The organism is Microvirga massiliensis (assembly GCF_001006805.1).
GTDB classification, from domain to species: Bacteria; Pseudomonadota; Alphaproteobacteria; order Rhizobiales; family Beijerinckiaceae; genus Microvirga; species Microvirga massiliensis.
The window spans coordinates 117,065-139,004 of record NZ_LN811353.1; the positions used below are offsets into that span (position 1 = coordinate 117,065).

20 protein-coding genes are annotated in these 21,940 nt (G+C 64.9%); 17 read left to right on the forward strand and 3 right to left on the reverse strand.

Going from position 1 to position 21,940, the window contains the following annotated elements; all coding sequences use genetic code 11:
• The first annotated feature begins 20 nt into the window (after positions 1-20).
• The 15 genes from BN1233_RS13170 to BN1233_RS13240 all read left to right on the forward strand — a co-directional run bounded on the left by BN1233_RS13170 (position 21) and on the right by BN1233_RS13240 (position 13,910).
• On the forward strand, positions 21-731 hold the full coding sequence (locus BN1233_RS13170) for an ABC transporter ATP-binding protein (protein ID WP_046864055.1): 711 nt from the start codon (positions 21-23) through the stop codon (positions 729-731).
• The gene (locus tag BN1233_RS13175) at positions 697-1,722 is read left to right on the forward strand and encodes a branched-chain amino acid ABC transporter permease (RefSeq protein WP_048709122.1); all 1,026 of its coding nucleotides are present in this window, start codon (positions 697-699) and stop codon (positions 1,720-1,722) included. Before BN1233_RS13170 ends, BN1233_RS13175 begins: the two co-directional genes overlap by 35 nt.
• A complete protein-coding gene (locus BN1233_RS13180; protein WP_082145437.1) occupies positions 1,719-2,540 on the forward strand; it encodes an ABC transporter ATP-binding protein in 822 nt (273 codons plus the stop codon). Before BN1233_RS13175 ends, BN1233_RS13180 begins: the two co-directional genes overlap by 4 nt.
• Positions 2,541-2,582: 42 nt before the next feature.
• Positions 2,583-3,461, forward strand: a complete 879-nt coding sequence (locus BN1233_RS13185) for a branched-chain amino acid ABC transporter permease (RefSeq protein WP_048709124.1) — start codon at positions 2,583-2,585, stop codon at positions 3,459-3,461.
• A gap of 29 nt (positions 3,462-3,490) precedes the next feature.
• Positions 3,491-3,823: a cupin domain-containing protein gene (locus BN1233_RS13190; RefSeq protein WP_046864056.1), complete on the forward strand. Its 333-nt coding sequence runs from the start codon at positions 3,491-3,493 to the stop codon at positions 3,821-3,823.
• A gap of 376 nt (positions 3,824-4,199) precedes the next feature.
• Positions 4,200-5,903 (forward strand): 30S ribosomal protein S1, encoded by a 1,704-nt coding sequence (rpsA, locus tag BN1233_RS13195; RefSeq protein WP_046864057.1) that lies wholly within the window; start codon positions 4,200-4,202, stop codon positions 5,901-5,903.
• A gap of 306 nt (positions 5,904-6,209) precedes the next feature.
• The gene (sppA, locus tag BN1233_RS13200) at positions 6,210-7,172 is read left to right on the forward strand and encodes a signal peptide peptidase SppA (protein ID WP_046864058.1); all 963 of its coding nucleotides are present in this window, start codon (positions 6,210-6,212) and stop codon (positions 7,170-7,172) included.
• A gap of 35 nt (positions 7,173-7,207) precedes the next feature.
• On the forward strand, positions 7,208-7,525 hold the full coding sequence (gene ihfB, locus BN1233_RS13205) for an integration host factor subunit beta (protein ID WP_046864059.1): 318 nt from the start codon (positions 7,208-7,210) through the stop codon (positions 7,523-7,525).
• 15 nt (positions 7,526-7,540) lie between these two features.
• On the forward strand, positions 7,541-7,906 hold the full coding sequence (locus BN1233_RS13210) for a lipopolysaccharide assembly protein LapA domain-containing protein (RefSeq protein ID WP_046864060.1): 366 nt from the start codon (positions 7,541-7,543) through the stop codon (positions 7,904-7,906).
• Positions 7,907-7,914: 8 nt separating this feature from the next.
• Positions 7,915-8,871: a bifunctional Delta(1)-pyrroline-2-carboxylate/Delta(1)-piperideine-2-carboxylate reductase gene (gene lhpI, locus BN1233_RS13215; RefSeq protein WP_046864061.1), complete on the forward strand. Its 957-nt coding sequence runs from the start codon at positions 7,915-7,917 to the stop codon at positions 8,869-8,871.
• A gap of 8 nt (positions 8,872-8,879) precedes the next feature.
• Complete coding sequence (locus BN1233_RS13220) at positions 8,880-9,548, forward strand: phosphoribosylanthranilate isomerase (protein ID WP_046864062.1); 669 nt, start codon at positions 8,880-8,882, stop codon at positions 9,546-9,548.
• The gene (trpB, locus tag BN1233_RS13225) at positions 9,545-10,765 is read left to right on the forward strand and encodes a tryptophan synthase subunit beta (RefSeq protein WP_046864063.1); all 1,221 of its coding nucleotides are present in this window, start codon (positions 9,545-9,547) and stop codon (positions 10,763-10,765) included. The genes BN1233_RS13220 and trpB overlap by 4 nt, the downstream gene beginning before the upstream one ends.
• Positions 10,762-11,601 carry a tryptophan synthase subunit alpha gene (gene trpA / locus BN1233_RS13230; RefSeq protein ID WP_046864064.1) on the forward strand — a complete coding sequence of 280 codons (840 nt, stop codon included), beginning with the start codon at positions 10,762-10,764 and terminating at the stop codon, positions 11,599-11,601. The genes trpB and trpA overlap by 4 nt, the downstream gene beginning before the upstream one ends.
• A 70-nt stretch (positions 11,602-11,671) precedes the next feature.
• Positions 11,672-12,577 (forward strand): acetyl-CoA carboxylase, carboxyltransferase subunit beta, encoded by a 906-nt coding sequence (gene accD / locus BN1233_RS13235; RefSeq protein WP_046864065.1) that lies wholly within the window; start codon positions 11,672-11,674, stop codon positions 12,575-12,577.
• A 7-nt stretch (positions 12,578-12,584) separates the two neighbouring features.
• Positions 12,585-13,910 carry a bifunctional folylpolyglutamate synthase/dihydrofolate synthase gene (locus BN1233_RS13240; RefSeq protein WP_046864066.1) on the forward strand — a complete coding sequence of 442 codons (1,326 nt, stop codon included), beginning with the start codon at positions 12,585-12,587 and terminating at the stop codon, positions 13,908-13,910.
• Between the two features lie 25 nt (positions 13,911-13,935).
• On the opposite strand, the gene BN1233_RS13245 is transcribed toward BN1233_RS13240, so the two are convergent.
• Positions 13,936-14,937 (reverse strand): SDR family oxidoreductase, encoded by a 1,002-nt coding sequence (locus BN1233_RS13245; RefSeq protein WP_046864067.1) that lies wholly within the window; start codon positions 14,935-14,937, stop codon positions 13,936-13,938.
• A gap of 920 nt (positions 14,938-15,857) precedes the next feature.
• Positions 15,858-16,865: a zinc-dependent alcohol dehydrogenase family protein gene (locus tag BN1233_RS13250; RefSeq protein ID WP_046864068.1), complete on the reverse strand. Its 1,008-nt coding sequence runs from the start codon at positions 16,863-16,865 to the stop codon at positions 15,858-15,860.
• Positions 16,866-17,604: 739 nt separating this feature from the next.
• Here BN1233_RS13250 and BN1233_RS13255 point away from each other — a divergent pair.
• A complete protein-coding gene (locus BN1233_RS13255) occupies positions 17,605-18,024 on the forward strand; it encodes a low affinity iron permease family protein (RefSeq protein ID WP_046864069.1) in 420 nt (139 codons plus the stop codon).
• A gap of 122 nt (positions 18,025-18,146) precedes the next feature.
• Here BN1233_RS13255 and cls read toward each other — a convergent pair whose 3' ends face one another.
• Positions 18,147-19,598, reverse strand: a complete 1,452-nt coding sequence (cls, locus tag BN1233_RS13260; RefSeq protein ID WP_046864070.1) for a cardiolipin synthase — start codon at positions 19,596-19,598, stop codon at positions 18,147-18,149.
• Positions 19,599-19,966: 368 nt separating this feature from the next.
• On the opposite strand from cls, the gene ftsH reads away from it, so the two are divergent.
• A complete protein-coding gene (ftsH, locus tag BN1233_RS13265) occupies positions 19,967-21,928 on the forward strand; it encodes an ATP-dependent zinc metalloprotease FtsH (RefSeq protein WP_082145440.1) in 1,962 nt (653 codons plus the stop codon).
• Positions 21,929-21,940 lie beyond the last annotated feature (12 nt).

A 21,940-nucleotide genomic window follows, 5' to 3' on the forward strand; every position in this document is an offset into this window, starting at 1 on the left:
GCCGTCCGGGAGATCTCGCGATGCGCGTCTTCGAGACCGAGGCACTGGCGGCCCGCTACGGCCATGTCGAAGCACTGCGTGGCGTCAACCTCCATGTCGAGGATGGCGAACTCGTCGCCGTCCTCGGCCCGAACGGTGCCGGGAAATCGACCCTGATGCGTGCGATCATGGGCCTGATTGCCAATACCGGAACCGTGCGTCTGCAGGGAGAGCCGCTGCCGCGCCGCGATCCGGCGGCTCTCGCCGCACGCGGGGTCGTCATGGTGCCGGAAGGCCGGGGCATTTTCGGACCGATGAGCGTCGAGGACAATCTCGAACTCGGCGCTTATCTGCTCGGCCGCGGGGATCCCCTTTTCGAGGAGCGTCGAGCGCGCGTCCTCGGCCTCTTTCCGCGCCTCAAGGAGCGGCTGTCGCAGGTTGCCGGATCCCTGTCCGGCGGTGAGCAGCAGATGCTTGCCGTCGGGCGCGCCTTGATGGCCGGTCCACGCATCCTGCTGCTCGACGAACCGTCGCTCGGGCTGGCCCCGAGAGTCACGGCCGAGATCATGGAAACCCTCGGCGAACTCAACCGCCAGGGGCTCCCGATCATCCTCGTCGAACAGAAGGCGCCGCTCGCTCTCAAACTCGCAAATCGTGCCTATCTCCTGTCGCTCGGACGGATCATGGCCGAAATCAACCCACGCGAGATCACATCGCATGACGAGCTTTCGCGCTACTACTTCAGCGCGTGATCCGGCCGGCGCGCGCGACGATGCCCCGGTACAGGCATCGAGGCCGGATCGTGTCGACGGAATTCTCACGGTTCTGCCGGGGCTGATCGGCCTCGCTCTCGTCGCGTATGCCTATCTGGCCGGCGGTTACATCACATCCGTCGTCTCGTTCGGACTCGTCTATGCCCTGTTCGTCACCGGACTGAACTTGTTCATGGGCTATACCGGACAGGTCTCGTTCGGTCAGAACGCCTTTGCGGCGATCAGTGGCTATGCATCGGCGGTGCTGACGACCGCATATGGCTGGTCGGTGATCCCGGCTCTGCTCGTCGGCGTCGTCGGCGCACTCGTGGTTGCCCTCATCGTCGGCTACCCGGCATTACGGCTGCGCGGCCATTATCTCGCGATGGCGACGCTGGCGATCGGGTTGATCGCCTACGAGGTGGCGGTACAGTGGCAGTCGGTCACGCAAGGCTATATGGGGATTTCCGGAATCCCTCCGCTCGGCGCGTTCGGCTACGACATCCTCTCGGATCGCGGCAACCTCCTGTTCCTGACCTTCGTTGCCGCGCTCGGCATCGCGGCTTCGGCGCTGATCCGGCACTCACGCCTCGGCAGGGCGATGTCGGCCGTCGCCGGCAGTGAGGATGCAGCCCGGGCGCTCGGCATCGATGTCGCCCGCTACAAGCTTCTGGCCTTTCTCATTGCGGCCGCCTACGCGGCGCTGGCCGGCTCGCTTTTCGTCCATGTCGTCGGTTTCGTGAGCCCCGAGGTCTATGGGCTCCACATGGTGAATCTCGCCTTCACGATGCTCTATGTGGGCGGCATCGGCACCATCATGGGTCCGCTCATCGGGGCGGTGATCATCATGCTGCTGCCCGAGACGATCCGCAGTTTCAAGGACTACCAGGATCTCGCCTACGGCGCTGCCTTGATCCTGATCCTCATCTATGCGCCGCGCGGCCTCGCCTCGCTCGCGGATCTGTGGCGGAACCGGAAGAGGCGCACATGACCCGACACTCGAACCGAACTGCAGCGGAACCGGGCACGATTCACGAGACCCGGCTATCGGTCAGAACTCTCACCAAGCGCTTCGGTGGTCTGGTCGCCGTCGATGCCGTCACCTTCGACGTTGCGCGAGCGGGTGTGACCGCCGTCATCGGTCCCAATGGCGCCGGCAAGACCACTCTCTTCAACACGATCGCGGGCGCGTTTCCCCCGACGGATGGCCGCGTGCTGTTCGAGGGCGACGACATCACGGGTCTGCCGCCGGAAAGGGTCGCCGCGCGTGGTCTGATCCGCACCTTTCAGCTCGTGCAGCTATTCCAGAACCTGTCCGTCAAGGAGAACGTCAAGGTCGGGCGGCATCTGCATACGCGCGGCGGACTTCTGGCGGCACTGCTGCGTCCGGGCTGGGCCCGGCGCGAGGAGGCGGGCGTGGAGCAGCGGGCGCGCGAACTGCTGGCCTTCGTGGGTCTCGATCATCGCGCCGAGCTTCCGGCCTCAGTCCTGCCCTATGGCCAGCAGCGGCTGCTCGAGATTGCCCGCGCCATGGCGGCAGAGCCGAAGCTGCTGCTGCTCGACGAGCCGGCAGCCGGTCTGAATGCCGACGAGACCCGTCGCCTTGCGGAGGTCATTCGCCGGATCGCGGATGATGGAACGACCGTGCTGCTGATCGAGCATGACATGACGCTCGTGATGAACACCGCGGATTCAGTCGTGGTCCTCGATTTCGGCCGCAAGATCTCGGAGGGGACCCCGGATGCGGTTCGCGCCGATCCAGCCGTGATCGAGGCTTATCTGGGCAGCCCGGAGACGCTCCATGCGTGAGGCCGTCCGTTATACATCCCCGGTGGTGTCGGGAGACTTATCGTGACCGATCCCTCCTATATCGCGCAGATCCTGGTCAGCGGACTCGGCGTCGGCTGCGTCTACGGGCTGATCGCGATCGGCTTCTGCGTGATCTACAACGCCAGCGGCATCGTGAATTTCGCGCAGGGCGCATTCGTGATGCTCGGCGGGATCATCACGCACGTGCTCCTGCAGAGCTACGGTGTGCCGCTGGTTCTGGCAGCGTGCCTCGCTACCGCATTCGTTGCGGCGCTCGGCGTGCTGGTCGAGCGGCTGGTCGTGCGGCCACTCTGGAATCGCAATGCCAGCATGTTCGTGATGATTCTCGCGACGCTGGCCGTCCAGATCGTGATCGAGCGCGCGACCCTGATCGCGGTAGGGGATCAGCCCAAGACGCTGCCGATGTTCACGGATCTGCCGCCGCTGCGGATTCTTGGCGTGGCCATCAGCTATCAGTTCTTCTGGATCGTCGGCGCCTCGCTCCTCGTGATCCTCGCGCTCGGCGCCTTCTTTTCCCGGACCCGCGTCGGCAAGGCGATGCGGGCCTGTGCCATCAATCGTGAGGCGGCCGCCCTGCAGGGCATTCGCGTGTCGCGGATGCTTGCCCTCTCGTTCGCGCTCAGCGCCGCCCTCGGCGCGATTGCCGGGATCCTGATCACGCCGACCCAGTACATCGCCTTCAATCTCGGAGTGCCGTTCGCGATCTCGGGCTTCATCGCCGCGATCGTTGGCGGCTTCGGACGCCCGTTCGGCGCCTTCCTGGGCGGGCTCGCCCTCGGCGTGACACAGGCCGCAGCGGTGGTGGCGCTGGGCGCCGGCTACAAGAACGCCGCCGCGCTGACGGTGCTGCTCCTGTTCCTGTTCCTGCGTCCGCAGGGAATCCTGGGTGCCGCCAAATAGGCGGGAGTACGGCCAAAAGGGAGAAAGCCATGGATGTTCGGAAGATCGACTGGAACGCGATCCCCTGGAAGGAGATCCGGCCAGGAGTCGAGCAGAAGGCGTTTTCCGGAGAGGGGGCGACAGTCGCCCTTCACCGGCTTGCGCCGGGGCACGAGCCGAAGCCCCACAGCCACCCCAACGAGCAGATCGCCTATATCATCGCCGGCACGATGCGCTTCCATGTCGGTGACGAGAGCCATCTGCTCGGGCCGGGTGGGGTGCTCGTGGTGCCGCCGAACGTGGTCCATTGGGGCGAGGTGGTCGGCGACGAGCCGGTCCTCAACCTTGACGTGTTCACGCCACGCCGCCCCGAATATGCCTGACCGGTCTGCCCCGCCGAGGTGAGGCTCCTCGGCAGGCTCTCGTCCAGCCGCGCTTGCTCCGAGGCAGGCGAGGGAGTCCCTCTCAGGGACGAGGTGACGATTTCACCTTGTTTCCCTGCGGGTTTTACCCTATGTCGACACCTCTCTCCGATCGCTGGTCGCGGCTGGGGCCTTTTGGCACGCCCGTATCGGTCCTCCTTTAGACGGTGATCCGGGAGATCGTTACGTTTCCGTCCGTCGACGATGCGCCGGCCCGCTCATGAAGCGGCACGCCATGGACCAGGCCCAAGAGGGGCGTCCCTGGCAGCGATGGATGGAAGCGGCCCGTGACACGAGCCGCCGGCGCCGCCCCGAGATGGGCCATTCAGGAGAATGCATGTCAGCACAATTGCAAACGGCGCCGAGCCGCGAGGATTTCGCAGCCCTGCTCGAGGAATCCTTCCGCGAGTCGGAGATTCATGAAGGTTCCGTCGTCAAGGGAACCGTGGTCGCGATCGAGAAGGACGTCGCGGTCATCGATATCGGCGCCAAGACCGAGGGCCGCGTGGCCCTGAAGGAATTCACCGGCCCCGGACGCGACCAGACGCTCAATGTCGGCGACGAGGTCGAGGTCTATGTCGAGCGCATCGAGAACGCGCTGGGCGAGGCCGTCATTTCCCGCGACAAGGCTCGCCGCGAGGAATCGTGGGTGAAGCTCGAGAAGGCGTTCGAGAGCAACGAGCGCGTCAACGGCGTCATCTTCAACCAAGTCAAGGGCGGCTACACGGTCGACCTCGACGGCGCGGTGGCCTTCCTGCCCCGCTCGCAGGTCGATATCCGCCCGGTCCGCGACGTCACCCCGCTCATGGGCGTTCCGCAGCCGTTCCAGATCCTCAAGATGGATCGCCGGCGCGGCAACATCGTGGTCTCCCGCCGCACGGTGCTCGAGGAGAGCCGGGCCGAGCAGCGCTCCGAGCTCGTGGCGAACCTCGAGGAAGGCCAGGTCATCGACGGCGTGGTCAAGAACATCACCGAATACGGTGCGTTCGTCGACCTCGGCGGCATCGACGGGCTCCTGCACGTCACCGACATGGCATGGCGCCGCGTCAATCACCCGAGCGAGGTGGTCAATATCGGCCAGACCGTGAAGGTGAAGATCATCAAGATCAACCACGAGACGCACCGCATCTCGCTCGGCATCAAGCAGCTTCTGGCCGATCCGTGGGAGGGCATCGCCGCCCGCTATCCGGTCGGGGCGAAGCTCAAGGGTCGCGTCACGAACATCACCGATTACGGCGCGTTCGTGGAGCTCGAGCCGGGGATCGAGGGCCTCATCCACGTCTCCGAGATGTCCTGGACGAAGAAGAACGTCCATCCGGGCAAGATCGTCTCCACCTCCCAGGAGGTTGAGGTGGTCATTCTCGAGGTCGATGCGGTCAAGCGGCGGATCTCGCTCGGTCTCAAGCAGACCCTGCAGAACCCGTGGGAAGCCTTCGCCGAGAAGCACCCCGTCGGCTCGACCGTCGAGGGCGAGGTCAAGAACAAGACCGAGTTCGGCCTGTTCATCGGCCTCGAAGGCGATGTGGACGGCATGGTCCACCTCTCCGACCTCGACTGGAACCGTCCCGGCGAGCAGGTCATCGACGACTTCAAGAAGGGCGATATCGTGCGCGCCCAGGTCCTCGACGTCGACGTCGAGAAGGAGCGCATCTCGCTCGGCATCAAGCAGCTCGCGGGTGATCCCTTTGCGGAAGCCGGCGAGATCAAGCGCGGCCAGATCGTCACCTGCGAGATTCTCGAGGTGAAGGATTCCGGCCTCGAGGTGAAGATCGTCGACACCGACCTGACGACCTTCATCAAGCGCGCCGAACTCGCCCGCGATCGCGCCGACCAGCGTCCCGAGCGATTCGCGCCCGGCGAGAAGGTCGATGCCCGCGTGACGCAGTTCGACCGCAAGGCGCGCCGCGTGACCCTCTCGATCAAGGCGCTCGAGATGGCCGAGGAGAAGGAGGCGATCGCCCAGTACGGCTCGACCGACTCCGGCGCGTCGCTCGGCGACATCCTCGGTGCGGCCCTCAAGGCCCGCACCGACAAGAAGTAAGATGCCGCCCCGGGCCCATGAGCCCGGGTCGCATCCCATCGATTATCCTGGAGGCCCGCGCGTCCGTCGCGCGGGCTTTCTTGTATCCTGCGCAATCCCACCGGCATTCACGGCCGAGCCGATTGGCGGGCTGGCAGACATGAACTGCCGGACGGGTGTTCCACCCCGTGGCCTGATGCTCTAATGTCCCCCGCACGTCGTGCCCCGGGTTTTCCGCCCTTCCCATTTCGGGCGGAACTCCTAACTGCGCGGTCCGGGCCGCGGGAGCCTGCTCCGGGGTCGACCTTCTCGTACGGATTCAGATCAATGGACCCCGAAGCACTCGTCGATCGCCGCCGCCTGCGTCGCAAGATCTCGTTCTGGCGCGTGGTCGGCTTCCTGTCCCTGATCGTTGCCGTGGTGGCCCTGTCCTATGTGTTCCTTCGCGAGGAGGGCGTTCCGGTCGGCCAATCCCATATCGCGCGCGTGTCGATCGACGGGTTCATCGGGGATTCCCGGCGGCACACGGAATTGTTCCGCCGGGTCGGCGAGGCGCGTTCCGTGGCCGGCGTCGTCGTCTCCATCGACAGCCCCGGCGGGACAACGACAGGCGCCGAAGAACTCTTCCGGGGTCTGCGCCGGCTCGCGGAAAAGAAACCGATGGTTGCATTCGTCGACGGCACCGCGGCTTCGGGCGGCTACATCACGGCCCTTGCGGCCGATCGCATCGTCGCGCGCGAGACGTCGATCGTCGGCTCGATCGGCGTGATCCTGCAATACCCGCAGGTTTCCGAACTGCTCACCAAGCTCGGCGTCCAGGTCGAGGAGGTCAAGTCCAGTCCTCTGAAGGCCGAGCCGAGCGGCTTCCGGCCGACGCCCCCCGAAGCGCGTGCGGCGCTGCAGCAGGTCGTGAACGATACCTACGAGTGGTTCAAGAATCTGGTCGGCACGCGGCGTCATTTCGAGCCTGCCGAACTCGCGCGCGTGTCGGACGGGCGCGTCTTCAATGGCCGTCAGGGGCTCGAGTTGAAGCTCGTCGATGAGCTCGGAACAGAACGTGACGCCATCGCATGGCTCGAGCGCGAAAAGGGGGTGTCGCGTGATCTTCCCGTGCGTGACTGGAAGCCGCGCAGCGACAGAGATTTCTCGTTGTTCGCCTATGCTGCGCAGGGTGCGGATCTTCTGGGCTGGCGCGAGATCGGTGCGGCGTTGCGCGAAACCGGTGCCGCTCTATCTGTCCGACAGCTTGACGGGCTGTTGGCCGTCTGGCACCCTGCCTCCGAAAAATGACGTATTGACAAAGACCTAGCGACGGCCAGCCCATCATGATCAAGTCGGAACTGGTGCTCAGGATCGCTGAGCGCAACCCGCATCTTTATCAGCGTGACGTCGAGAACATCGTGAATGCGATCCTCGACACGATCGCGACTGCTCTGGCCAACGGCGACCGTGTCGAGTTGCGCGGCTTCGGCGCTTTCTCCGTCAAGAAGCGTGATGCGCGAACCGGCCGGAACCCGCGCACAGGCGAGACGGTGGCCGTCTCCGAGAAAGTGATTCCCGTGTTCAAGACCGGCAAGGAGATGCGCCTGCGCCTCAATGCGGTTCCGCCCAAGAAGGCGAAGCTCGCGGCCGGTGCTCGCTAAAAACAGGATTTCTCCATGATCCGCTTTCTCAAGGCCCTGGTCCTGCTGCCGGTCGCGATCATCGTCATCCTGCTCGCGGTGGCGAACCGCGGCCCGGTGTTGCTCTCGCTCGATCCGTTCTCTCAGGAAGTCCCGGAGATCGCCTTCGAGGTGCCTCTCTATGCGGTGATTTTCGCGTCGGTGATGGTCGGCGTCGTGATTGGTGGCATTGCAGCCTGGGTCGCGCAGCGGCCGAACCGCCAGGAGCGCCGCCGCTACCGGCGCGAGGCGAGCCTTCTTCGCCGGGAGGCGGATCGCGTCCGGACCGAATCCGCGCGGCGCCGGGAAAACCAGGAGGCGAGGAACCTTCCGGCGCTGCCCTCTGCTGCACCTCAGGCGTGAGCGGTCCGATGCGGGTCATTACGGCGTCGGAGATCGACGCCGCTCTCACCTTCGAGAGCCTTATCGAGGCCGTGAAGGAGGCGTTTCTGGGTGACGTGGTCGTTCCGGCCCGCCATCATCACGATATGGAACAGCCCGCCGGTGCCACCGCGACGCTGCTGCTGATGCCGGCCTGGACGGGGGCGACAAGCCCCGAAGGCTTCATAGGCGTGAAGGTCCTGTCCGTGTTTCCGGACAACGGCGCGCGCGGACTTCCGAGCATTCAGGGCACCTATATCCTCCTCGATGGCCGGACCGGGGTTCCGCACGCTGCCCTTGACGGCAGCCGGCTGACTGTCTGGCGCACCGCCGCAGCTTCGGCGCTGGCTGCCCGTCATCTCGCCCATCCGGAGGCGTCGCGGATGGTGATGGTCGGGGCTGGTGCTCTCGCGCCCTTTCTGATCCGTGCGCATCGAAGCCAGCGGCCCATCCGGGACGTCAAGCTCTGGAATCACAGGCCCGAACGCGCCGTCGCACTCGCTGCGCAACTCGCCGCGGAAGGGCTTCCGGTCGCCGCGACGGAGGATCTTGAAACGGCCGTTCGCGAAGCCGATCTCGTCTCCTGCGCGACCCTGTCGGGAGTTCCGATCGTCAAGGGCGCCTGGCTGAAGGAGGGCGCGCATCTCGACCTCGTGGGCGCCTTCAGCCCGCGGATGCGCGAGGCGGATGATCATGCGTTGCAGCGCAGCGAGGTCTATGTCGATACGCCTGTGGCCCTGAGCGAAGGGGGCGATGTCGCGCTCGCTCTCGCTTCGGGCGCCATCGACCGAGATCACGTGCGCGGAACACTCGTGGATCTCTGTCGTGAAGGGGGCGTGAGAAACCGTGCGCCCGGGGCGATCACGGTGTTCAAGTCCGTCGGTGCGGCTATCGAGGATCTCGCAGCGGCTCAACTCGTCTGGCGCCAAATCTCCGGCGTCGCGTAACGGCTTTCATGGACGGTTTCGTCAAGATCTGCGGCCTGTCGACGGCTGACGCCTTGAGCGCTGCGCTCGAGGCGGGCGCCGACATGGTGGGCTTCGTGCGCTTCGCGCGCAGTCCGCGGCACATCCCGCTCGACATCGGCCATGCTCTGTCCGCGGCCGCGGCAGGTCGTGCCCAGCGCGTCCTACTCATGGTCGATCCGAGCGATGCCGAACTCGACGAGGCGGTGGGCGCGATTGGGCCCGACTGGGTTCAACTGCACGGCCGGGAAAGTCCGGAGCGGGTCGCGGCAATCCGCGCGCGGGGCAGGCCGGTCCTGAAGGCGGTCGGGATCGCGGGACCGGAGGACATTGCCTGGGCCCAGACCTATCGCGCCGTTGCCGACGCCCTGCTGCTCGATGCGAAATCCCCACCCGGCGGTCTCCCAGGCGGCAACGGGCTCGCCTTCGACTGGCGCCTCCTGGCCGGGCTTGACCCCGCGATGAAGTTCATGCTGTCAGGGGGGCTCGACGCCGGGAGCGTCGGGGAAGCCATCGCGCTGACGGGCGCCCGTGCCGTGGACGTCTCGTCCGGGGTCGAGGCGCGGCCCGGGGTGAAGGATCCCGAGCGCATCAGGGCTTTCGTGAGAGCCGCCCGCGCGGCCCTTTCCGCCAACCAGACCAGGGCAGGCAGGACGTGAGCGTTCCGCAGACACCGAATTCCTTTCGCACCGGCCCGGACGAGCGCGGCCATTTCGGACTCTATGGCGGCCGGTTCGTCGCCGAAACACTCATGCCGCTCGTGCTCGAGCTCGAGAAGGCCTACGCGGAAGCCAAGGACGACCCGGCCTTCCAGGGCGAGATGGCATCCTACCTCACGCACTATGTGGGACGTCCGAGCCCGCTCTATTTCGCGGAGCGCCTGACCGAGCACCTTGGCGGCGCGAAGGTCTACTTCAAGCGCGAGGAGCTCAATCACACGGGCTCGCACAAGGTGAACAACGTCCTTGGGCAGATCCTTCTCGCGCGCCGCATGGGCAAGCGCAGGATCATCGCCGAGACGGGAGCCGGCCAGCACGGCGTCGCGACCGCGACGCTCTGCGCGCGCTTCGGCCTTGATTGCGTCGTCTACATGGGCGCGGTCGATGTCGAGCGGCAGAAGCCGAACGTGTTCCGCATGAACATGCTCGGCGCGCAGGTGGTCGCTGTTCAGTCCGGCTCGCGCACGCTGAAGGACGCGATGAACGAGGCTTTGCGCGACTGGGTCACCAATGTCGCCGATACCTTCTACTGCATCGGCACGGTTGCAGGCCCGCATCCCTATCCCGCGATGGTGCGCGATCTCCAGAGCGTGATCGGCCGCGAGACGCGCGAGCAGATGATGGAGGCCGAAGGACGCCTCCCCGACAGCCTCATCGCGGCCGTCGGCGGCGGCTCCAATGCGATCGGCCTGTTCCATCCGTTCCTCGACGACCGCAACATCGAGATCTACGGTGTCGAAGCATCCGGACACGGCCTCTCGTCCGGGCTCCATGCCGCCTCGATCACCGGCGGCCGTCCCGGCGTGCTGCACGGCAACCGCACCTATCTCCTCATGGACGATGACGGTCAGATCAAGGACGCGCATTCGATCTCGGCCGGGCTCGACTATCCGGGCATCGGGCCCGAGCATGCCTGGCTGAACGATATCGGCCGCGTGACCTATCTCTCGGCAACCGACGAAGAGGCGCTCGCCGCCTTTCAGCTCTGCAGCCGGCTCGAGGGAATCATCCCCGCACTGGAGCCGAGCCATGCGCTTGCCAAAGTCATCGAACTCGCTCCGAAGAAGCCGCGCGACCATCTCATGGTGGTGAATCTCAGCGGTCGCGGCGACAAGGACATCTTCACGGTCGCGGAGCACCTCGGAGGACAGCTGTGACTGCACGGATCGAGCGCCGCTTCGCACAATGCCGCGCCGAGGGACGAGCGGCGCTCGTGACCTACACCATGGCCGGCGATCCGGATCCGGATACCTCGCTCGCCATTCTGCAGGCATTGCCTCGTGCGGGCGCCGACATCGTCGAGTTCGGCCTGCCCTTCTCGGATCCGATGGCCGATGGTCCAACCATCCAGGCCGCGGGCCTTCGGGCCCTGAAGGCCGGTCAGAATACGATCCGCACGCTCGACCTCGTGCGTCGCTTCCGGGCTCAGGATGCGGACACGCCCGTCATCCTGATGGGGTATTTCAACCCGATCTTCATCTACGGCGTGGAGCGCTTCCTCGAAGACGCGAAACAGGCGGGCGTCGATGGTCTCATCGTCGTCGACCAGCCGCCCGAGGAGGACGAAGAGCTCTGCCTGCCCGCCCTGCGCGCCGGGCTCGCTTTCATTCGCCTCGCGACCCCGACGACGGATGACCGGCGTCTGCCGACCGTTCTCGCGAACACGGCCGGTTTCGTCTACTACGTGTCCATCACGGGCATTACCGGAGCCGCGACGCCGGATTTCGGCCAGGTGAGCACGGCGGTCGAGCGCATCAAGCGCCACACCCCGTTACCAGTGGTCGTCGGATTCGGCGTCAAGACGGGCGAGCATGCCGCCGCCATTGCTGAAGGAGCCGACGGCGTCGTTGTGGGCTCCGCGCTCGTGAACGCGGTGCGCGCCTCGCTCGACGAGGAGGGACAGGCCACCGATCGCACGGTCGAGGCCGTTGCCTCGCTCGTACGCTCGCTCGCAACGGGCGTTCGCTCGGTTCGCAAGGCGGAAGCGGCGTAACGCACCCGCCATTGCGGGCTCTGCGCGAGATCGCGGGCGAGCTCAGCACAGCTGAAAGGGTTCGAGTCACATGAACTGGATCTCGGAAGTCGTCAGGCCGCGGATCAAGACGCTGTTCAAGCGCGAGTCGCCGGACAATCTCTGGATCAAGTGCCCGGATACCGGACAGGTCGTCTTCCATAAGGATGTCGAGGCCAATCTCTGGGTCATTCCGGGCTCGAACCATCACCTGCGCCTGACCGCGACGCAGCGTCTGAAGCAGATCTTCGACGAAGGCACCTGGCTCGATGTTCCGCTCCCCGATGCGCCCGTCGATCCGCTGAAGTTCCGCGACGAGAAGCGCTACATCGATCGCCTCAAGGATGCGCGGACGAAAACCGGCCAGCAGGATGCGTTCAAGATCGGTTTCGGCCGGGTCGACGAGCTGCCGATGACGGTCGCCGTCCAGGATTTCGCCTTCATGGGCGGTTCCCTCGGCATGGCGGCCGGCGAGGCTTTCATCAAGGGCGCGGAGACGGCGCTCGACAAACGCACGCCCTATCTGCTGTTCGCGGCCTCCGGCGGGGCCCGCATGCAGGAAGGAATCCTGTCGCTCATGCAGATGCCGCGCACGACGGTAATGGTGCGACGCCTGCGCGAGGCGCGGCTGCCCTATATCGTCGTGCTGACCAATCCGACGACCGGTGGCGTCACAGCGTCCTACGCGATGCTGGGCGACGTCCATCTCGCGGAGCCCGGCGCATTGATCGGCTTCGCGGGCCCACGCGTGATCGAGCAGACCATTCGCGAGAAGCTTCCCGACGGCTTCCAGCGCGCCGAATACCTGCGCGACCACGGCATGGTCGACATGGTGGTGCATCGGCACGATCTGAAGGAAACGGTTGCACGCCTCGCGCGACTCCTCACCAAGGCTGAACCCGGCCCGGTGAGAAGCGAGCGGCCGAGCCACGAGGGTGAGCCGCTCGAGGCGGCCTGATACGCGCATGGACTCTTCCGACGCGCTCATCGCCCGATTTCTCGCGCTTCATCCGAAGACGATCGATCTTTCGCTCGGGCGCATCGAGCGCCTTCTCGACGCTCTCGGCCATCCCGAACGCCGCCTGCCGCCGACGATTCACGTCGCGGGCACGAACGGCAAGGGCTCCACCATCGCCTTCATGCGCGCCATCCTCGAAAGCGCCGGGCTCGCGGTCCACGTCTATACTTCGCCGCATCTCGTCCGCTTTCACGAGCGCATCCGTCTCGGACGCATCGATGGCGGCCGTTTCGTTGGCGAGGAGCGTCTCGTCGAGGTTCTGCGACGGTGCGAGGCTGCGAATGCCGGCGCGCCGATCACCGTCTTCGAGATCACGACGGCGGCCGCACTCGTGCTCTTCGCAGAGCATCCCGCCGATGTCCTGCTGCTCGAGGTCGGCCTCGGCGGGCGCTGCGACGCCACGAATGTCATCGCGGCGCCAGCGGCCGCGGTCGTGACGCCGATCGGGCTCGACCATGCCGAATATCTCGGCGAAACGCTCGAAGCCGTGGCGAACGAAAAGGCCGGCATCTTCAAACGGGGCTGCCCGGCCATCATCGCGCCGCAGGATTATCCCGAAGCCGAGAACGTGCTGCAATTGCGTGCCGAGCGCCTCGGTGCAAGGCCGATCCGGGTCGGCGGTCAGCATTTTCATGTGCGTGAGGAGGGTGGCCGCCTCGTCTACGAAGACGACGACGGGCTTCTCGATTTGCCGCGCCCGCGGCTCGCAGGCCGCCACCAGATCACCAATGCGGGCACGGCGATCGCCGCCTTGCGCGCCGCCGGCTACGACACCTTCGAACTGTCGGCCTACGAGAAGGGCATGCTCCGGGCCGAATGGCCGGGCCGGCTGCAGCGCCTCACCCGCGGGCGGTTGCCTGGCCTCGCGCCCGACGGCGCGGAGCTCTGGCTCGACGGTGGTCACAATCCGGACGGAGCCCGTGCTCTCGCGGCGGCGATGGCCGATCTCGGCGAGCGCAGCGACGCTCCCCTCGTGCTCGTTGCCGGAATGCTCGGTACGAAAGACGCCGAGGGCTTCTTCCGCCACTTCGTCGGGCTCGCCCGCGAGGTGATCGCGATTCCGATTCCGACCCAGATAGCCGCGCGTCCCCCCGAGGAGATTGCGGCCATCGCAGCGCGCGTCGGCCTCACGGCCTCCATTCAGCCGAGCGTTGAGGCAGCTCTGTCCTCCCTGAACGCCTATGTCTGGGACCGCCCGCCGCGCATCCTGGTCTGCGGCTCGCTCTATCTTGCGGGCGAGGTCCTGCGCTCCAACGGAACGCTGCCGGCATAGAACCGACGCCCATACGGCGTCCCGATTACCGGCTGTTGTAGCCTCCGATCACCGGGAGGACCTCGCCGGTGATGTAGCTGGAGCAGTGAGGCGAGGCCAGGAACACGTAAGCCGGTGCAATTTCCTCGGGCTGAGCGGGACGCTTCATCGGGCTGTCTGCTCCAAATTTCGACACGCCCTTGGCATCCTTGTCTGCTGGATTGAGCGGGGTCCAGACCGGTCCGGGCGCTACGGCGTTGACGCGGATGCCGCGGTCGATCAGGTGCGACGAGAGCGAGCGCGTGAAGGCGTGAATGCCGCCCTTCGTCAGCGAGTAGTCGAGAAGATCCTTGTTGCCCATAAGCCCGGTGACCGAGCCCGTGTTCACGATGGCGCTGCCCGGCTTCATGTGCGGCACTGCGGCTTGTGCCATGTGGAAGTAGCCATAGAGGTTCGTCTTCAAGGTTAGGTCGAAGTGCTCTTCCGTCAGGTCCTCGAACCGGGAGACATGGAGCTGGAAGGCCGCGTTGTTGACCAGGACATCGAGGCGGCCGAATGCCTGCACCGTGCGCTTTACCGCCTCCCGGCAGAAATCGGCTTCCGCCACATCGCCGGCAATGAGAAGACAGCGCCGTCCCTCCCGCTCCACGGCTTGCTTCGTCTCCTCCGCATCCTCATGTTCGGTGAGGTACATTGCTGCGATATCAGCACCTTCGCGCGCGAACAGCACGGCGACCGCGCGCCCGATCCCGGAATCGGCTCCCGTTACGATTGCTGCGCAATCCTGAAGCTTGCCCGAACCCTTGTAGAAGGGAGCATCGTACATAGGACGGAGATCGAGCTTGGCCTCTTGTCCCGGTTTCTCCAGGTGCTGCTCGGGAAGAGGCGGCTCCGGATAGGACCGTGCCCCGGCCTGCATCGCGCCCTTGCTGCCCTCTCCGCCGCCCGCCTGATCTGCCGCATCGACCTGCGCCTGGACCTTGCGTTGCACCTCGGCCGTGCGCTCCGCCTTGCGCGCGTACTCGTCGAGTGAATTGGGCTGAGCCATTTCGATCTCCCTTTTGAGGATTCGTGTCGAGACGCTGCCTGCCGCCTTCCGGAGCCGGGCACTGCCATCGTACGTCAACTGACAAGTCGAGATGTTGTTTCGCGCGGGATGGATCCGGCGCTTCGAGGTAATCCTCGCCAGCGTTGATCTACGACATCATGGACTCCTCTCGTCATGGCGAACTGCGGGCGAGGCGAAGCATCCGTCGACGGGTAGATTGCTTCACTGCGTTCGCAATGACGGTGAGGGCAGGAGGGCGCGAGGAGCAACACCAAGAACGGAATGACGCCGGACCCACTTCCGTCATTGCAAGCCGGAAGCGTGATGCATTGCCCATCCCATCGCACTTCCGTTATTGCGCGCCGCGGGCGTGATGCACTGCCCGTCTCATCACACTCCCGTCCTTGCGAGCCGGAGGCGAAGCAATCTACCCCTCGACGGATGCGCTCCTGGATCGCCTCACTGCGTTCGCAATGACGAGACGGATCCGGGCGACAATCTCGGCGCACTCAGCGCTCGATGCGCCTCTCCGGAATGGAATTGCGTCTCTAAATATACTTCCTGGATATGGAGCAGGCTGACGATCTCGCGCCAAGTTGCGAACTCGGCCCATTCCTTCAGCGCAGCGAGGCAGCCCGTCACATAGGGTGTGCCGACGAGTGTCCCGATGGATTACCCGCAGACGATGTCGGGCGCGATGCCGGCCTCCGCCAGCGCCTCGATGATACCGACATGCGACCACCCACGGGCCGAACCGCTCCCGAGTGCAAGGCCAATGCGGGAACGCACCATCGATGTGACTCTCTCGTTGGCGTGCAATGCCGGTACGCCCAAGCGTACTCGAGAGCAAGTCAAGACAAGAGAGGCCGCGCGGAGCGCCGTGGGCCGAGTTTACGCCATCCACCCACTGGAACGGAGCGTCAGAATTCAAGACAGATCTTGCCGAAGTGGCGGCCCGATTCCTGATGGCGAAAAGCTTCGGCGATCTCGCCGAGAGCCAAGCTGCGGTTGATTATGGGGTGAAGATTCGTCGCCTCGATGGCGCGGATCATGTCGATCTGCTCTCGCCGGCTGCCCACGATCAGGCCCTGCAGACGCGCCTGTCTCGCCATCAGCAAGGCGGTCGGCACCTCACCGCCGATTCCCGTCAGGACACCGATCAGCGCGATACGCCCACCGATGCTCACTGCACGGATCGATTGCGGCAGCGTACCGGGCCCGCCGACCTCGACGATGTGATCGGCGCCGCGCCCGTCGGTGAGGTCGCGAACCCGTGCGCCCCAATCGGGCTCGGACTTGTAGTTGATGAGGTGATCCGCGCCGAGCGCGCGCGCCCGTTCCAGCTTTTCATCGGATGAAGAGGTGATGATCACGGTCGCGCCCATCGCCTTGGCGATCTGCAACGCGAAGATGGAGACGCCGCCGGTACCGAGCGCAAGCACGGTGTCGCCCGCCTTAAGGCCGCCCTCGACCACGAGCGCCCGCCACGCGGTGAGCCCAGCCGTCGTGAGGGTCGCGGCTTCGGCGTGGCTGTAGCCCTTTGGCGCTTGGGTGAACCAGTGCGCAGGGCAGACGACGACGTCCCGCGCATATCCATCGATGCCGTCGCCGGGCGTGTTGGCAAAATTGTCGACGGGCGCCGGGCCGTCCTGCCAGAACGGGAAGAAGCAGGAAACGACGTGATCGCCCGGCTTGAATTCGACCACGTCCGCGCCGACAGCTTCGACGACTCCGGCGCCGTCCGACATCGGGATACGCCCATCGGCGACTTTCGATTTGCCGGCAACGACGAGGTAATCATGAAAGTTGAGTGAGCTGGCGTGCAGCCGAACACGGATCGCGCCCGCGCCGGGTTCACCCGGATCGTCCAGATCGACGACGGTCAGCCGGTCGAGGCCACCGGGAGCGGTAATCTTTATGGCTTTCATGGATCAGATCTTACTGTCGAGCCGAGGATGCAGAGACCACGCGTGTAGAACGGAAGGATGATTTGTCTGCAATCGCCGACCCTTGCTGCGGTCTGTCAAAACACCCTTCGAAATCGGACCCTGGCCAAGACAACGAGTGCGGATATTCCATCGTTCCAGAGTGAATCCTGACCCGGAGGCGGTATGGTTCTCGCCTGATGTCGTGTCGGGCAGCGGCCGAGAGACACGTATGCAGGGGAAGCGTCGAGACAGCCTCACCGACTGTCATTCCGTCATTCCGAGCCGCAGGCGTGATGCACTGCCCCACCCACCGCACTTCGTCACTGCGCGCCGCAGGCGTGATGCACTGCCCGTTCCGGCGCCTCACCGTCTTTGCGAGCCGCAGGCGAAGCATTCGACCCTTCGACCAATGCGCTCCTGAATTGCTCCACTTCATTCGCAATGACGGGGCGGCATGAGGATAGGGGACCACTGCCGGAAACGGAGTGGTGCCGGACCCACTGCTGTCCTTGCAGGCCAAAGGTGAACCAATCCAGGCCGGACCTGCAGGCCTGCGCCAGAGCCATGCCACTACTATCCCATCGAGTGCCAGGCACGAGGGCCTCGAAATCGGTAGGTCTCCTTCGTTCCGAGACCCCATCCTAAAGCGACACCAACGCCCTCCGGCCCATTATGCCTTTCATGCTACACTGCACGGCCGGCTGATCGGCCGGTATCGTAGAGTATGGCGAGTCACATCATGTCCATGTCGAAGACGTTTGGGGATGTTGCAGAAGCGGTCGCTCACGCCACGGGCCGGCCCTTGACCTTTGCGGTTTGCGTTCTGGTCGTGCTGGTCTGGGCCGTGAGCGGGCCGTTCTTCCATTTTTCGGATACGTGGCAACTCATCATCAACACCGGGACGACGATCGTCACGTTTCTCATGGTGTTCCTCATTCAGAACACGCAGAACCGCGATGGTGCGGCGATCCAGGCCAAGCTCGACGAAATCATTCGAGCGAGCGCAGCCCAGAACACCTATATCGGGATCGAGCATCTGACCGAGGAGGAACTCGCCGAGCTCCGTGAAAAGTGCGAAGCGCGGGCCCGAGCGGAAATGCTTGGGAAGGCCCAAAAAGCGGCAGATGAAGCTGCAGACCGGGCAGTCGGTTTAGGCTGAGAGATCATTGCCGCCGGTCAGTGCGACAGTCCTATGAGGCATAGGGCGAGGAAAGGCTCGAGCCCACGTTCTTCTTGGTTGGCGAGCTACCCTCGAGAACAAGATGGAGCGCGCCCGGATCATCATAGCAATGGCGAGAGGAGGCGCGCGGCCGAGTCCCTGAATCTCATGGTGGCACCGCGCCGGGCATATTCGTTCGGATCGAACTCGATGCAATGCGTGAGGTCCTGCGCGAAGGCATCCTCCAATTCCTTCGCAAGCCGCTCGTCGTAGAGCACTGCGTTAATCTCGTAATTGATGCTGAAGCTCCGGATGTCGATATTGGTCGAGCCGATCGAGCAGATCTGGGAGTCGATGCTGATCGTCTTGGCGTGCAGGTAGCCCTTCTCGTACATGAATACCCTGACCCCGGCATTGATGACGTCCAGGATAAAGGTGTTGCCGGCCCAGCCCGGAACCGGATCGCCCGAGGCCCGGGCGGTGAGCATGACCTTTACGTCGACACCGGACAGAGCGGCCGATCGCAGGGCCTCGGCGATGCTCGCGTCGACGATGAAATACGGCGATTGCAGGAACACGTGGTGCTGCGCCGAGACGATCATGAAGAAGTAGAGTTGCCGGATCGCCGCCCATTGCGAATCCGGTCCCGATGTCAGGATCTGGACCGGGATGTCCCCTGCGGTGGGCTCCGTCGCGACGGTCGGAAAGTAGACCGGCGAGAACAGATTCTCCCGGACGGCATTGTACCAGTCGACCATGAACACCGACTGCAAGACCGCCGCACCTTCGCCGACGATGCGCACCTGGGTGTCGCGCCAGAAATCGAATCCCTCGCCGCCGTCGAGGTGCTCCTGCCCGATATTCATGCCGCCCGTGTAGCCGATCCGGCCGTCGATGACGGTGATCTTGCGGTGGTTGCGGTAGCTGATCGTGTGCAGGCGCCACAGAGGTGAGGTTGGAGCCATCCGGATCCCCGCCGCTTCCATCTCCTTCACATAGGCTCGATCCACATGCGCCTGTGAGCCTATTGGATCGTAAAGCAGACGAACTTCGACGCCCTCTTTTGCCCTGGTGCTCAGGATTCGCTTGAGATCATTCGTAAAATCATCAAGGCCCCAGATGAAGTACTGGAGGTGAATCGAATGTCGCGCCGCCTCGACGTCCTCGATCATGCGGGCGTAGAATGCAGCGCCGTTCTGAAGAATCTCGACCGTGTTGCATCGTGTCAGAGCCGAATGCGAGTTGCGTCTCACCAGCATCATGAGCTTCCTGGCGCTGGCGCTCTCGACTTCGAGACGTGCGATCTCCGCATCCTGTCGCGAGAGGATGGGTGCCAGCAAAGGCTTGGCGTTCGCCTCGAGGTCCTGCATGAGGAGCTTGCTCTGTTTGGCGAATGCCTTCCTGCCCCTCCCGAACAGCACGTAGACGACGAGCCCCAGCCCTGGCAGGAAGATCAGGACCAGGATCCAGGCCAGAGTTGCCTGCGGACGTCTGTTCTCCGAGATCAGATAGACGGCGCCGACAAGAGCGTAGAGGGCAAGCGCCGTGCTCAGAATAGTGGCGATGTGGCTCACGAGCGCGGCTCTTCCCCGGCAAATTCTGCAGATGCGACGGCACTCTCGCCGATGAGGAGCTCGGCGCGCCCGGTATTCGGATTCGGTCTGCTGCGTGAAACTATGTCGGGAATGGCTCTGTTCCCCGGCGGCGCCACGGGATCGTGAACTGTCGGGATATTGCTCTTGCGGGCACCGCAGGGCGACCCGCCGCAGGGATGTGGCCGGCCCCCTCCCGCGGGCGCGGCCCTGTCCTATGTAAGGGCAGGGGCTGGTCGGACCGGGACCTCAGGCACGGGTCCGAGGGTCTCAGGCCAGATCCGCCCTGCACCCGTCCGAGCGGGGCGCAAGGCCGGGCTCCGGCCGACCTCCGAAGGAGCATCTGCACGATGGCGAAGTTCCCGCAGATCACCAACTGGAAGAGCACGCCCAAGACAGGCGCGGACTGGAGGAGTTCGGGCTGGAAGAGCCCGCAGTTCAACGTGTGGTACTGGGTTGCCGCGATGATCGGCATCCTGATCCTTCAGTATTTCATCGGATCAGGCCGGGTGATCGCGACGATCCCCTACAGTGAGTTCCAGGATCTGCTCCGCAACGGCAAGGTCGCGGAGATCGGGATCTCGGACCGGTTCATTCAGGGCACCCTCAAGGAGCCCCTGCCGGGCGGCCAGACCCGCTTCGCCACCACCCGCGTCGATCCCGAATTCGCCCAGGAACTGCAGCCCTATGGCGTGAAATTCACGGGTCAAGTCGAGAATACCTTCTTTCGCGACCTGCTCTCCTGGGTGCTGCCGGTCCTCTTGTTCTTCGGGATCTGGGCCTATCTCGCACGCCGCATGGCAGCCCAGGGCGGGTTCGGCGGCGGGCTGATGCAGATCGGCAAGAGCAAGGCCAAGATCTATGTCGAGTCCGACACCGGCGTGAAGTTCGACGATGTCGCCGGCGTCGACGAGGCCAAGGACGAGCTGCGCGAGGTCGTCGACTTTCTTAAGAACCCGCAGGAATACGGGCGGTTGGGCGGACGGATGCCCAAGGGCGTGCTCCTGGTCGGCCCGCCCGGCACCGGCAAGACCCTGCTCGCGAAGGCCGTCGCCGGCGAGGCCGGGGTGCCGTTCTTCTCGATTTCCGGTTCCGAATTCGTGGAGATGTTCGTCGGCGTCGGCGCAGCGCGGGTGCGCGATCTCTTTCAGCAGGCCCGCGAGAAGGCGCCGGCCATCATCTTCATCGACGAGCTCGATGCGCTCGGCCGCGCCCGCGGCATGGGACCCTATGCGGGCGGTCACGACGAGAAGGAGCAGACCCTCAACCAGCTCCTGGTCGAATTGGATGGGTTCGATTCCTCCACCGGCCTCGTTCTGCTCGCGGCCACGAACCGGCCCGAGATCCTCGATCCGGCTCTGTTGCGCGCCGGACGGTTCGACCGCCAGGTTCTGGTCGACCGGCCCGACAAGCAGGGCCGCATCCAGATCCTGAAAGTCCATGCCCAGAAGATCAAGCTCGCCCCGGATGCCGATGCCGAGAAGGTGGCGGCGCTGACGCCCGGCTTCACGGGCGCGGATCTCGCGAACCTCGTCAACGAGGCGGCCCTTCTCGCCACCCGTCGCGGGGCGGATGCCGTCACGATGGCGGACTTCAACAATGCGATCGAGCGGATCGTGGCGGGACTCGAGAAGCGCAATCGGCTGCTCAACCCGAAGGAGCGTGAGGTCGTTGCCTATCACGAGATGGGGCATGCCATCATCGGCATGACGCTGCCGGGTTCGGACGCAGTGCACAAGGTGTCGATCATCCCGCGCGGCGTCGGCGCCCTCGGCTATACGATCCAGCGCCCGACCGAGGATCGCTTTCTGATGACCCGGGAGGAGCTCGAGAACAAGATGGCGGTGCTGCTCGGCGGCAGGGCCGCGGAGCTGATAGTGTTCGGCCATTTCTCGACCGGCGCCGCGGATGACCTCGCGAAGGTCACCGACATCGCGCGCTCCATGGTGACCCGCTACGGGATGTCGGAGAGGCTCGGGAACGTGGCGCTCGAGAAGGACCAGCGTTCGTTCTTGAGCCCCAACCCGCTCATGAACGGACCCCGCGAGCACAACTACTCGGACGAGACCGCGACCGCGATCGACGACGAGGTCAGGGCCATCGTGCAGAGAGCCATGGACCGGACGCTCGCAATCCTCAATGACCGGCGCGACGTTCTCGAGCGCACGGCACGCCGGCTGCTTGAGAAGGAGACCCTCGACGAGGCGGAGCTCAAGGAGCTCGTCGGCCCGCACGCGTTGCAACCACCGACCGAATCCGAGCTCGTCCTCGAACGCAATGCCTCCCGAGGTACGCGACCTGCTGCCGAATGACGATCAGACGGT